At 37.8% G+C, this 13,456-nt stretch carries 13 protein-coding genes and 1 tRNA gene; 2 read left to right on the top strand and 12 right to left on the bottom strand.

Annotation, left to right across the window (positions count from 1 at the left end):
- Window positions 1–111 precede the first annotated feature (111 nt).
- Window positions 112–1,458 (bottom strand): acetyl-CoA carboxylase biotin carboxylase subunit, encoded by a 1,347-nt coding sequence (accC, locus tag IQ237_RS21025; RefSeq protein ID WP_194058735.1) that lies wholly within the window; start codon window positions 1,456–1,458, stop codon window positions 112–114.
- 258 nt (window positions 1,459–1,716) lie between these two features.
- Here accC and IQ237_RS21030 point away from each other — a divergent pair.
- A tRNA-Leu gene (locus tag IQ237_RS21030) sits at window positions 1,717–1,797 on the top strand.
- A gap of 180 nt (window positions 1,798–1,977) precedes the next feature.
- On the opposite strand, the gene IQ237_RS21035 is transcribed toward IQ237_RS21030, so the two are convergent.
- The gene (locus IQ237_RS21035; protein WP_194058737.1) at window positions 1,978–3,051 is read right to left on the bottom strand and encodes a WD40 repeat domain-containing protein; all 1,074 of its coding nucleotides are present in this window, start codon (window positions 3,049–3,051) and stop codon (window positions 1,978–1,980) included.
- Between the two features lie 210 nt (window positions 3,052–3,261).
- Here IQ237_RS21035 and IQ237_RS21040 point away from each other — a divergent pair, with 210 nt between their 5' ends.
- Window positions 3,262–4,470, top strand: a complete 1,209-nt coding sequence (locus IQ237_RS21040) for a NupC/NupG family nucleoside CNT transporter (RefSeq protein ID WP_194058739.1) — start codon at window positions 3,262–3,264, stop codon at window positions 4,468–4,470.
- Between the two features lie 89 nt (window positions 4,471–4,559).
- Here IQ237_RS21040 and IQ237_RS21045 read toward each other — a convergent pair whose 3' ends face one another.
- From IQ237_RS21045 to IQ237_RS21090, 10 genes are all read right to left on the bottom strand, one after another.
- Window positions 4,560–4,973 (bottom strand): type II toxin-antitoxin system VapC family toxin, encoded by a 414-nt coding sequence (locus IQ237_RS21045; protein WP_194058803.1) that lies wholly within the window; start codon window positions 4,971–4,973, stop codon window positions 4,560–4,562.
- On the bottom strand, window positions 4,966–5,202 hold the full coding sequence (locus IQ237_RS21050) for a hypothetical protein (protein WP_194058741.1): 237 nt from the start codon (window positions 5,200–5,202) through the stop codon (window positions 4,966–4,968). The genes IQ237_RS21045 and IQ237_RS21050 overlap by 8 nt, the downstream gene beginning before the upstream one ends.
- Before the next feature lie 91 nt (window positions 5,203–5,293).
- Window positions 5,294–6,025 carry a metallophosphatase gene (locus IQ237_RS21055; protein WP_194058743.1) on the bottom strand — a complete coding sequence of 244 codons (732 nt, stop codon included), beginning with the start codon at window positions 6,023–6,025 and terminating at the stop codon, window positions 5,294–5,296.
- 105 nt (window positions 6,026–6,130) lie between these two features.
- Window positions 6,131–6,946, bottom strand: coding sequence for a metallophosphoesterase (locus IQ237_RS21060; protein ID WP_194058745.1), 816 nt, complete (start codon window positions 6,944–6,946; stop codon window positions 6,131–6,133).
- Window positions 6,943–7,725, bottom strand: coding sequence for a GTP-binding protein (locus IQ237_RS21065; protein ID WP_194058747.1), 783 nt, complete (start codon window positions 7,723–7,725; stop codon window positions 6,943–6,945). The genes IQ237_RS21060 and IQ237_RS21065 overlap by 4 nt, the downstream gene beginning before the upstream one ends.
- Before the next feature lie 36 nt (window positions 7,726–7,761).
- The gene (gene hisI, locus IQ237_RS21070) at window positions 7,762–8,115 is read right to left on the bottom strand and encodes a phosphoribosyl-AMP cyclohydrolase (RefSeq protein ID WP_194058805.1); all 354 of its coding nucleotides are present in this window, start codon (window positions 8,113–8,115) and stop codon (window positions 7,762–7,764) included.
- Window positions 8,116–8,375: 260 nt separating this feature from the next.
- Complete coding sequence (gene folE / locus IQ237_RS21075) at window positions 8,376–9,026, bottom strand: GTP cyclohydrolase I FolE (protein WP_194058749.1); 651 nt, start codon at window positions 9,024–9,026, stop codon at window positions 8,376–8,378.
- 96 nt (window positions 9,027–9,122) lie between these two features.
- On the bottom strand, window positions 9,123–10,175 hold the full coding sequence (locus IQ237_RS21080; protein WP_194058751.1) for a GTP-binding protein: 1,053 nt from the start codon (window positions 10,173–10,175) through the stop codon (window positions 9,123–9,125).
- A 51-nt stretch (window positions 10,176–10,226) separates the two neighbouring features.
- On the bottom strand, window positions 10,227–12,068 hold the full coding sequence (gene thrS, locus IQ237_RS21085) for a threonine--tRNA ligase (protein WP_194058753.1): 1,842 nt from the start codon (window positions 12,066–12,068) through the stop codon (window positions 10,227–10,229).
- A gap of 149 nt (window positions 12,069–12,217) precedes the next feature.
- Complete coding sequence (locus IQ237_RS21090) at window positions 12,218–13,447, bottom strand: FAD/NAD(P)-binding domain-containing protein (RefSeq protein ID WP_194058755.1); 1,230 nt, start codon at window positions 13,445–13,447, stop codon at window positions 12,218–12,220.
- Window positions 13,448–13,456: the final 9 nt, after the last annotated feature.

Here is a 13,456-nt window from a genome sequence, read left to right on the forward strand (position 1 = left end):
GGGGAATGGTGACTGGGTAATCAATTTGATGTTTCCCAATCAACTATCAATATATTAACCATCAACTATCACTTTTTTCCCAATCACCAATCCCTAATCATCAATCACCAATCACTGTAATTTCATATCCTGGATAAAGCTGGTATAAACTTGACCCTGTAAAAATTGCGGGTTTTCCATGATTTTTTGATGAAAGGGGATAGTCGTGGGTAGTCCGGTAATTGCACACTCTCTTAATGCTCGTTTCATGCGGTTGACGGCTGTAGCTCGGTCAGGACCCCAAACTATTAATTTACCGATGAGGGAGTCGTAATAAGGGGGAATTTGGTAATCTGTGTAAACGTGAGAATCAATTCTGACCCCTGGTCCGCCTGGTGGGAGATAACCGCTAATTTTACCGGGTGCTGGACGAAAATCATGATCTGGATCTTCGGCGTTGATGCGGCATTCTATGGCATGACCCCGTAAAATTACTTGGTCTTGGGTTAATTTGAGTCTTTCACCTTGAGCAATAAGAATTTGCTCAACCAACAGGTCTACACCTGTTACCATTTCTGTGACTGGATGCTCCACTTGGATACGGGTGTTCATTTCCATGAAGTAGAAATGACCAGATTTATCTAGGAGAAATTCTATAGTTCCAGCGCCAGTGTAGTTGATAAATTGGGCGGCTCTGACTGCGGCTTTACCCATTTTTTCCCGGAGTTCTTCATCTAGGGCAGGACTTGGTGCTTCTTCTAGTAGTTTCTGGTTGCGGCGTTGAATGGAACAGTCTCTTTCACCTAAATGAATTACGTTACCGTAGTTATCCGCTAATATTTGAAATTCTATGTGGCGCGGACGCTCGATAAATTTTTCTATATAAACGCCGGCATTACCAAAAGCTGCTCCTGCTTCTCCTTGGGCTGCATGGAACAGTTTAACAAATTCATCTTGAGAACGAACCAGCCGCATTCCTCGCCCTCCACCGCCGGCGGTGGCTTTGATCATTACAGGGTAGCCGATTTCTTTGGCGATCGCTAATCCTTCGGCTTCTGTTTCTACTAACCCATCACTACCGGGTACTGTGGGAACTCCGGCTTTTTGCATGGTTTCCTTAGCAGTGGATTTATCCCCCATTAAGCGAATTGCTTCTGGAGTTGGTCCAATAAAGGCTATCTGATGATCTGCACAAATTTCCGCAAATCTAGCATTTTCCGCTAAAAAACCATAACCAGGATGAATTGCTGTTGCACCACGGGTCAAAGCGGCGGCAATAATATTGGGAATATTCAAATAACTTTTACCACTGGCTGGTTCACCAATACAAACCGCTTCATCAGCCAATTGTACGTGCAAAGCATTCCTGTCAACGGTAGAGTGAATAGCAACGGTCGAAATTCCCATTTCTTCACAAGCGCGGAGAATGCGAAGAGCTATTTCTCCCCGATTAGCAATTAAAATTTTGTCAAACTTCATTTTCTAGCTGTGATATTAGTACCAGTAGATTGACATTTTCTCCCATCTCATTCAAATAAAGCTGTCGCATTACTGTAAATTCTTGCAAATTTGTTAGGTGACTGGGGATTGGTGACTGGGGACTGGGAAGATGAATCACCTAATTACCAATTACCAATTACCAATTACCCATTCCCTGATTAAAACATTTGGAAAAAATTTTGGAAAATATCTTTCATTATTGATTTTTTATGCTATAGTGGTTTTCTAGGCAACCGTGCGGATGTGGCGGAATTGGTATACGCGCACGCTTGAGGTGCGTGTGGCTTTGCCTTGCGAGTTCGAGTCTCGCCATCCGCATTAATATTTTTCAAAGTTGAATAAGTTGATGACAAGAGTTGAAACGTAATTTGAGGTTTATTTGAGGTTGATTCGTGAACACTATTATAAGAAAATCGAATCAGCCAAAACCACGGGATTATGTGATTACTTGCGCTCGTAATGACAATTTCAGGGGTGTCAATGTGTCAATTTCCCTGATTATCGACTACCGAAACCTTGACCCCTGCTGCCTGGTGACCAAATAATTAATTCACCGTTCTTACCTCCAGCTGCTAATTTAGATTCATGAGGATGCCAAGAAAGGCAGGAAAATCCGTTGTTAGCACCATAAAGAACTTGTAGCAGTCGTTTACTTTGATTCCATAAACAAACGCTACCATCTTCAGAAGCAGAAGCTAATAAATGGGTATTGGGTTGAAATTGAATTGATAGGATATTACCTTCATGTCTGGGTAATACTCTACTATCCCAGTTATCAGCATTTTTTTCCCAGATTACTATCCCTTCTACACTGGAAGCAGCTAATAAAGGTGCGCCTGATTTTGTCGGTATATCTGACCATGCTAAATTGCGAACTTTACCCGGAAAACCACGCATTACCCAAGGATTTGGATCATTCCACTCCAAAACCGTGATCGAGCGATCCATATTCCCAGAAGCAATATATTTACCATCTGTTGACCACAGTATCACTAAACTGGTTGAATATACTGGTATAACAGAAGGGTCATCATCCCAATTTGCGGACATCCAAAATTTCACACTCTGATAACCCGCAATGGCTAAACTTTCACCGTTGGGATGCCAAGTAATATCTTGGACAGAGGAGGTATCAAAATTCAGGGTGGTTTCTATGTTACCTGTGTCTGCGTTCCATACCTGGACATAACGACCACAGCTAAAAGCTAGTTGATTTTTGGTGGGACTCCAGGCCATGCGGTCTACCCAGGTACGGTTATTTTCTAGAACGCTGATCAGTTCTGCTTCCTCTGACTGTAAACGCCAAATTTTTACTTGTCCATTTTGCCCACCTGCGGCTAAAAATTGTCCATCTTTGGAAAAAACCAGGCTATTTATAGATTCTCCGTCAGATGTTTGTAAATATTGGACTAATTGCTGTTCTAGGTTATGGTATAAAATTACTTCTCCTGCTGCTGAACTCGCTGCCAGAATTTTACCTTGGGATGACCAGGCGATCGCTGTCACGTAATCTGACAACATCCCCTCCCAAATCTGCTCAAACTCACCCTGTATCTTTGTTTTTAAGGACATGATTAATACTTAGTTGTATTTGTAGTATTTTTTGTAATATTTAATAATTTACTTGTAATGATTTACTTATGATCTATTTTTACAACCTAGCAGCAATAAGAATCATTCTCATGATAGCACAAATAGTCTCATGACACAAGATGTTTTAAAATTAGGTTTTCTGTGCGTTAAAAATATTACTATTTTTATGAATGTTGTTTAGGAATCAAAATGGAAAGGGTTATTTCAGCACTTGGTGTTTTAGTATTTATTGGTATATCCTATGCAATTTCTGTTAACCGTCATGCTGTGCGTTGGCGAACTATAGCTTGGGGTTTGGGTTTAGAATTTCTTTTAGCTATAGTCATTCTTAAAACTTCCTGGGGTTTGAAAATCTTTAAATCTTTGGGTGATATTATCGGTAATTTCTTAGCTTTTTCTGATGTCGGTGCTAAATTTGTCTTTGGTGAAAATTTCAAAGATCATTTTTTTGCTTTTCAAGTTCTCCCAACTATCATCTTTTTCTCTGCTTTTATCGGTGTTTTATATCACTATGGTATTTTACAAAGGGTAGTCAGTACCTTGGCTTGGATAATGATGAAAACCATGAAAACATCTGGTTCTGAGTCTTTATCCTGCGCTGGAAATATCTTTTTGGGTCCGACGGAAGCAGCGTTAATGGTTAGACCTTATGTAGCTAATATGACCCAATCAGAATTATTTGCAGTCATGACTGGTGGTTTTGCGACTATTGCCGGCGGGGTATTGGGTGCTTACCTTTCCTTCGGTATTCCCGCAGAACATTTAGTAGCTGCTTTTTTTATGACTGCTCCTACTTCTTTGGTGGTATCAAAGTTAATCTATCCAGAAACAGAAGTATCGGAAACTGCTGGTAAAGTCAGTGTGGAAACAAAGAGTAATTCTGTCAATGTCATTGACGCAGCAACCACCGGTGCGCTTGATGGTGTGAAGTTAGCGGTTAATGTCGGTGTAATGATTATTGCCTTTTTGGGTTTGCTGGCTGCTGTAAATGCCTTGTTAGGATGGTTGGGTTCACTGGTAGGTTTACCGCAATTATCCTTAGAATGGATGTTATCTTTTATTATGGCTCCTGTAGCTTGGTTGATGGGTATACCTTGGGCTGATTGTGGTAAAATTGGCGCTTTATTGGGTAAAAAGACGATTTTAAATGAATTTCTGGCATATTTGGATTTAAGTGAAATGATTAAGCAGCAGCAAATTTCCCAACGTTCTATAATTATTGCTACTTACGCTTTATGTAATTTTGCCAATATTGGCTCAATTGGGATTACTATTGGTGGTATGACTGGTATGGCTGCTAACCGTCAACATGATTTAGCGCGGATGGGTGTTAAATCTATGATTGGGGGATTACTTGCTAGTTTTATTACTGCTGGTATTGCGGGGATGTTGGTTTAAGTGAACATTTAGGTTTTCTGTGCAGATCAGATTTTTCAATTTTTTCAATTGATTTGTTAGGCTGATGGATATAAAGATATTGTAAATTGTTAGTTTCTTAATAATGCTCGAAACCCTGCCTGATGAAAATGGATATCAGCAGTTAGTGCATCAGTAATTCCTCGATTCTGCATCACAATAAACGATATGCAATCAACCAAACCCCATTCTTTATCTTCTCGTTGTTTGAACAAATTAAGTGCCTCTGTATATAACTCCTTCGTTAATAACACTACTTCAATATTAGGATCAGCTTCGAGAGATTCCAAAAGTTGAATCGCGGCTATTCTGTATTTTTGTTTAGAAAGTGCATTACCAATTTCTAGTAATATTGGTTGAGTGGTTACTAAACGAGTTTTGTTAGCCTCAAGCTGATTAGCAATTTGCACAGCCATGAGATGATTTTGATCTGTAAGAGAAGATAAAGCAATAGCAAAAGAAGTATCTAAAAAAACCTCAATCATGAACAGAAACCGTTTCTTCATACAAATACTGGTCAATTTTTTCTGACCAATCTGGTTCACCTTGCAACTGTAAAGACTTAGCAGTTTGAAGAAAGGTTTTAGGTTGTTTCTGTTCGTTGGGTAAAACAGTTTCAACAATAATCCGCACCCTTGTACCTACTGCTAGATTTAAAGGTGATTCTAGTTGCAGGGCTGTACCATCAAATATGCCTTCGAGTTCTTGGATCATGCTTTTGTAAAAACTATGGAATGTTTTCAGTATAGCTTGAAATTTATCTTCGTTGCATCAACCCAACCGACTAGAGTGATAGGAGTTTAAATTATTTTCTCTCATGCCCTTGAAATCCCTTACTATTTCCATAATAAACAGTTTGAAATTCCACTTTATTAGAACTAGGATGATAAAGAGTATAAGTTGCTTGACCAGGAATACGTCCCACATTTCCCACACCAATCACTTGACGGGGTGAAACTGTTACCGTTTGCGGAGAAATTTGACTGTCAAGAGTGGTAATTTCACTTGTAACAGAACCCCCTTGTAACTGATATTGAAAAGTTAAACCAGAACGACCACAAAACAAATTATTTGCTTGCATTCTTGAGAGTCTATCTAACATTTGAATCGGGGGAGTTTCTGGAGTCAGTTCATCACTCACACCAAGAGATGAACCATGAATTAATAAACAATCTAATTCAAAAAAACCAAAATCCAAACTTCTCAACCATTGTACAGTTGAACGAGAAACACATTCCCATAACATTTTGACTGTATCACCCCCATATTTTGCTAATAACTCAGGAGTATCCCCAGAAGGTCCTAAACCATGTAAATTTAAACATTGTTCTTCCCACCAACCTTTGCAAATCATTGGTTGTAACTCACCACGACGGGGAGATTTTACCCTTTCTACAAGTTTTTCACATTCTTTAGTTGGTCCAACTAAATCACCCAAAATATACAAAGCATCTACATAACGTTGACGCTTTATATCAGCAATCACAGCTTCATAAGCTGCTAAATTACCTTCAATTCCACTCAAAATAACCCACATAATTTGATTTTAGATTTTAGGAGTCAGGAGTCAAGGAAATTTTAGATTTTAGATTTTAGATTGGAGATGACAAAAACAATCCAAAATCCAAAATCCAAAATTGATTCACCTTGTACAAACATGAGTAGGATCATCTGCTCTTTCAGCAAATTCTAAACCATTTGCTAAACGCCAAGCAAATATTTTGGGTAATCCTTTTTCAATAATTGCTGCACAGGTTTTTTGATAATCATAAGCAACTTCCCTTAATGTCACTGCTTGAGTTTCTTGATCATAAATTATATAAGTTGCATTCGGTCTACCATGTCGCGGTTCTCCTACTGAACCGACATTGATAATTCTCTTTATAGGAGATGTAAAACTAATTTTCTGTGGTTTTTCCTGACTATTACTCTCAACCCGTACCTGTAAATTACCTGCATCTAAAGTTCTCACATACGGGACATGAGTATGTCCACAAAACAGCACATCTGCACCTGTAGAAATAACCCTTTCTAAAGCGACAAAAGCATCGAGTTCTGGTAATAAATATTCATGGTTACTATGAGGACTACCATGTACAAAAGCTAAATTTCCCCATTGCATACTGTAGGGTAAATTAGCTAAAAACTCGCGGTTTTCTGGATGAATTTCTTTATTAGTCCATTCATGAGCTTGGATTCCTCTTTTTTCTGCTAATAATGAAGGATAGCTACAATCACAAGCATTCAATCCTTCTACTATATCTTCATCCCAACAACCAGCACAGGTAGGAATATCTAAAGAGCGAATTTGGCTAACAACAGCATTGGGATGTGGTCCATATCCCACTAAATCACCTACACAAAATATTTTTTCTGCTTTTTGTTGTTCAATATCTAATAATACAGCATCTAAGGCTTCATAATTTCCATGAATACATGACATGACTGCTATTTTCATACTGCTTGACCTTCTAATAAAATTTGTCTGACTTGTTGTTGATATTGGGAAATTAAATAATCAGATAAACAGCAATCTGATAATGTTGCTTTTAATGCTGGTTCATCTAAATTTTTACCTGATATTTCTAATCCACTAAAACGCTGTGGTCTACCTTCTAAATATCTGGGTAAATCTAATTCTAAAAATCCTATTTGGGGAACACCAGCGACAAAATCACAATATATAGAACGTCCATCATTGACATCAAAAATACCTTTAGCGCGGATAACTTCACCATAAGCACCATGAGTTATTTCATACCAAAAATCTTCTAAACTATTTTCATCAATAACTTGACCAGTTGTACACACGCGCCAAATATTTTCTATTTTGATTGTTTCTACAGGTGCGCCATAGAAAATTTCTTCAGTCCATGTATGATATTCTGAGTTTTGATAATTGGGTGGTAAAATAGCGACTGCACGATAGTTGAGATTATCTAATATTTGGGATATTGTTGATAATTCTAGGTAAGAACCTAATTCAATATAAACATGATTTGCTTCTGGAATTTGATGAATAAATTCAATTTCTTGATTATCCCCAAAAACTTTAATTCCTGGAAATTCAGCAGCTATACAACTATGATCAATTAATACGTTTCCTGTTCCTGGACTGAAATATATTAATTTCTCAAATTTTTCAGAAGGTTGGATTTCTCTGATTTGTTGACGAATCCAGGTAGTTTTTCCAGTTCCAGATAATCCAGCTACAACGGTAATACTTGGTATATTCATGAGCAATTAGAATTATAATTAGAATGATAATTAAAATTATGATTGAGGAAACAGAATTTCTACAGCATTAAAGAAACAACTTCTTGCACCAGTATGACAGGCAATATCGCCAATTTGCTCAATTTTGATGAGAATTGTATCACCATCACAGTCATAAAAAAGCTCTTTTACCTTTTGAATATGTCCAGATGTTGCCCCTTTATGCCATAATTCAGAACGGGAACGACTCCAATAATGAGTTTCACCTGTGGCTAAGGTTTTTTGAATTGATTCGGCGTTCATCCAAGCCATCATTAATATAGTACCATCACGGTAATCTTGAGCGATCGCAGGAATTAAACCTTGGGAGTTAAATTTTAAGTTTCTAATCATTTCAGATGGGAGAATCATATCTAAATAAATCATCAATAAATTGATTAAGTAGTTAAGAGAAAAGTAGGTTGGGTTGACGCAAGGAAACCCAACATTATCAATGCTTTTGTTGGGTTGCGCTATCGCTTAACCCAACCTACGATTATTTCTTAATTACAGCAGGAGTCAGGAGTCAGAAGAATTTTAGATTTTAGATTTTAGATTGAATTTGAGAAAAACAATCGAAAATCCAAAATCGAAAATCCAAAATTGAATCACCTGTCACCTGTCACCTAACTTTAGTGAAAATTAGCATTGTGTCGAATCAAACTCATAAATTCTTCACGGGTGCGAGCATCTTCTGAAAATATACCACGCATTGCACTGGTGACAGTCCAAGAACCGGGTTTTTGCACACCACGCATTACCATACACATATGAGTTGCTTCTATCACTACTGCAACTCCTTTGGGTTTGAGTAACCCTTGCAGTGCGTCAGCTATTTGTAAAGTCAGACGTTCTTGAACTTGCAAACGTCTTGCATACATTTCACAAATACGGGCAATTTTTGATAAACCAATGACTTTACCATTAGGAATGTAAGCGACATGAGCGCGACCAATGACTGGTAAAATGTGATGTTCGCAAGAACTGAAAATGTCAATGTCTCGCACTAATACCATTTCATCCGCACTTTCTGTAAACACTGCTCCATTTAACAATTCATCCAAGGATTCATGATATCCTTTGGTGAGAAATTGTAAGGCTTTAACAACTCTTTTAGGAGTATCTTTCAACCCTTCCCGGTCAGGATTTTCTCCTAGTCCAATCAGCAATGTTCTGACAGCTTGCATCATTTCTGCTTCTGTAACTTTGGGTTGTTGCTGAGTGGATAAAGATGACACAACTTGATCAGCAGAATTGAGAACGGGACTAATTGATAAAGTCATTGTTTGCTTTAGATTTGATAAATTATGGGTTGGTTAATAGCTCATGCAAGATGAATCACTATTAACTGTTTTGAGCAATTTTTTAACACTTATTTATCATAGCAGACAATTGTTAAGTTTTGTATAAATTTCGGTTTTATCCAATTTTCTGCCAATAAAAACTACCTGATTTTTAGGTTCTGTTTTCCAGTCATCAGCATTTAAACTGTAACGAGGTCCACTGAGTTGAAAAATATGGCGCAACTCACTATCACTAAACCATAAAATGCCTTTAGCTCTAAATACATCCTGTGGCATTTCTTCAACTAGGAAGTTCTCAAATTTATTTACTTCAAATGGTCGATCTGCTTGAAAAGATATGGATACAAAACCATCATTTTCTAAATGGTGTGAATGATGATGATGTTCATGGTGTTCATGATCATGGTGGTGATGTTCATGATCATGATGATGGTGTTCATGTTCGTGAGTATCTTCTACATCATCGATAATATACTCATCTTTTGGTGTTAAGCCTACACCTAAAATTAATGGTAGAGGAACTTTACCAAATTGAGTATGTAAAATTCTTGCTCCCTGTTTCACATCATGGATAAAATCTTCTATTTCTTGTAATTTATCCAATTCCACCAAATCTGTTTTATTCAGCAGAACAATATCACCATAGGTAATTTGTTGTAATGCTGCTTCACTTTCAAAATGTCGTTGATCAAATGTCTCTGCATCTACGACGGTAATAATTGAATCTAGATTAGTTAAATCTCTGAGTTCTGTTCCCAAAAAAGTTAAGATAATTGGTAATGGATCTGCTACTCCAGTAGTTTCAATGACTAAATAATCAATGCGTTCTTCTCTTTCTAAAACTCTATACACTGCATCAACTAAACCATCATTAATGGTGCAGCATATACAACCATTGCTGAGTTCTACCATATCTTGGTCTACAGAAACTAGCAATTGGCTATCAATATTAATATCACCAAATTCATTAACGAGAACTGCCACTTTTAAATCTTGTTTATTTTGCAGAATTTGATTTAATAATGTGGTTTTTCCACTACCTAAAAATCCTGTAATGATAGTGACAGGCATTCCTGTTTTGGGAATAGCTGGAATTGTATTTACAGTTGATTCTGTTACAGTATTCATATTTAAACCTTGTGAATTGAAAATGTTGATGTTTGAAATTAATCAAAAAAATTAACCGCCTGTCAAATTTAAGCTGTTTTGTAAATACTTGACAAGTTCAGCTAAATTCAAAACCCCTAAATCTCCCGATTTTCTACTTCTGACACTCAAAGTTTTGTTTTCTACTTCCTTCTTACCAACTACAGCAACAACAGGAATTTTTTCTAGTTCTGCTGTGCGAATCTGTTTACCTAAACGCTCCCCACTGCTATCTACTTCTACTCTAAATCCGCTTTTTTGTAAATCATTTGCTACAGATGTTGCATATTCTCGACAATCATCACTTACAGGTAAAAGCCGCAGTTGTACAGGTGCTAACCATAGGGGAAAATCACCTGCGTAATTCTCGATTAAAATGCCAAAAAAGCGTTCTAAAGAACCAAAAATAGCCCGATGAATCATGATGGGTTGTTGACGACTACCATCGGATGCTATATATTCCATCTCGAATCTTTGGGGTAAATTAAAATCTACCTGAATTGTGGAACATTGCCATAAACGACCGATCGCATCTTTAATTTTAATGTCTATCTTTGGTCCATAAAAAGCTCCGCCTCCTTCATCTATAATATAATTCCAACCTTTAGCATTTAAAGCTTGTTCTAGCGCTGTGGTTGCTAATTCCCAAACGTCATCATTGCCGACTGATTTATCTGGACGGGTGGAAAGATTGACTTCATATTGTTTAAAGCCAAAATCTGATAAAATTCGCTCGGTGAGGTTTAAAACTCCTAAAATTTCCTCAGCAATTTGTTCGGGTAAACAAAAGATATGGGCATCATCTTGAGTAAAGCCTCTGACTCGCATTAAACCATGTAATGCTCCAGAACGTTCATAGCGGTATACTGTTCCTAATTCTGCCCATCTTAATGGTAATTCTCGATAGGAATGAAGTTGATGTTTGTAAGTTAGAACATGAAAAGGGCAATTCATGGGCTTAATTTGATAAGCCTGATTTTCTACATCCATCGAGTCAAACATATTCTCTTGATAGAAGTCAAAATGACCCGATGTTTTCCATAAATCGAGATTGGCTACATGAGGTGTATATAATAGTTGATAACCAGATTCTAGATGAGCTTTGCGCCAATAATCTTCAATGATGTAGCGAATAATTGCACCTTTAGGATGCCAAAATACTAAGCCCCCTCCAGCTTCTTCTTGAATACTAAATAGATTAAGTTCTTGTCCTAATTTGCGATGATCTCGACGCAGTGCTTCTTCTCTTTGTTGTAGGTAAGTTTCTAGTTCAACTTTTGTTGTCCAAGCTGTACCATAAATTCTTTGTAGTTGCTGTTTGGTTTCATCTCCTTGCCAATAAGCACCGGCAACATTTAATAATTTAAAGGCATTAGCATCAATTTCACTGGTAAAGTTAATGTGGGGTCCTGCACACAAGTCCCACCAATAATTATTGGCAGGTTTAATATCTGTGACAAACAATGAAGGTTCTGAGTTGGCAATTTCAGGAGTACCAATAAAGTAACGGGTGATAATTTCTGACGCGGGAATGCGTTCTAAGATTTCTAATTTGTAAGGTTCGTTTAATTCGGCAATTTCGGCGCGAATTTCTGCTCTTTCTACTTCTTCGCGGATAATAGGTAAATTAGCTTTTATTATCCGTCTCATCTCTACTTCAATTTTTGCCAAGTCATCGGTAGTGATGCTGACTGGACAATCAAAATCGTAGTAAAATCCTGTTTCTGTGACAGGTCCAATTGCTACTTTAGTTCCTGGAAATAACTTTTGTACCGCCATTGCCATGATATGGGCGCTTGTATGGCGAATGCGTGTAAGTTTGTCGCTATCTTGCTCGTTTAAGCTGTCTTGGGACTGGGTTAATGAACTGACCATAGCAAAAAAATGAGAATCGTTATCAGTCTAGCGCAAAAAGGTCTGAATGTTACGTTTATTTTTTGGGACAATACAGTAAGGAGGCAGAATTTTGGATTATATTGAGTTTCTTCCAATCCAAAATCCAAAATCTAAAATCCAAAATTGTATTAGCTGGCTTTAATTTCCGTAATACTAGCTGAAAAAGCTACACTGGGTTTAACTATTGCTGGAACGATTTTTTCACAGGCCATTCTTGCACCGGATAGGTTTCTAGCTGTGGGTCCTACTTGCAATGCTGCTAAACCACCCATGATAAATAATTCACAACCAGGCCAACGCAGATAAGTATCTAAAACCGGTAAACCGTTAACTATTTGGGTGGGATAGGTGGCTAAAATGTCCTGTAGTAAGGGTTCTGTGGTGACATCAAATTTAGTACCTGTGGCTGACCAAATATAATCAAAGTTGTAAATATTACCGTTATCACATTCTACTTGCCAGTTATTACTTAACCATTCTGCTTTGACTATTTGACAGTTTTCATCAATGATAATATTACCACGATGCTTTTCTTTACGAAGTTGGGTAGCGATCGCTGGTGTGATAGAACCACCATTTCTAGCTTCTTGAATGAGTTTCCAGCGTTGTTGCCAATTTTGCTCAAAAAATCCTTTGAGATATTTTGGTCCTAACCAACCAGGTGCAGCGTCAAATAGCTTTTCTGATAATTGTCGGCGCATCATTAAGTGAACTTTTGCACCGCGAGAAATTGCACCAACGGCTAAATGTCCACTGGTTAAACCACCACCGACAATTAAGACTCTTTGACCTGCTAAACTGTGATATTTCCGTAAATCTACAGTGTGAGAATGGCTGAGTCTATCTTGAGGATACACTGTTTTAATTTGATTGACCCAATCAGGGATGTTAATTTTACCGCTACCTGTTGCTAACACTACCCGCCTTGCAGTTACGGTTTTTCCATCTGACAGCCCTAATTGAAATTGAGGACGCAAATGATCTGAAAGGGGTTTAATGCTGGTTACAGCTACAGGAATGACCTGATCCTGTAACTGACGTTCGGTAATTACATCCTGGCAAAAATCCGCAAATAGTTGGGTTCCGGGTAAGTCGTAGGGGGGAAAAAGTTCTACAGAACGAGATTCAGCAAATTTCCTTAAAGCAAAGGGGTTAGGGTGGGGATGATGCACTGCTGGGGATCTTAAATGGGGAATTTCCAAGGCTGCAAATTGCTGTTTCCAGCGACTCAACCATGTACCACTAGGATCAAATACAGCGAATTTACCTTTGATAGATTGGCGTTTTTGCAAGAGATGGGCAACTAAAGTTAGTGCCTGAGGTCCAGCACCGATTATTGCTAAGTCAATTTTTGTCATTAGTTATTA

It is taken from the genome of Sphaerospermopsis sp. LEGE 08334, assembly GCF_015207205.1.
Lineage (GTDB): Bacteria > Cyanobacteriota > Cyanobacteriia > Cyanobacteriales > Nostocaceae > Sphaerospermopsis.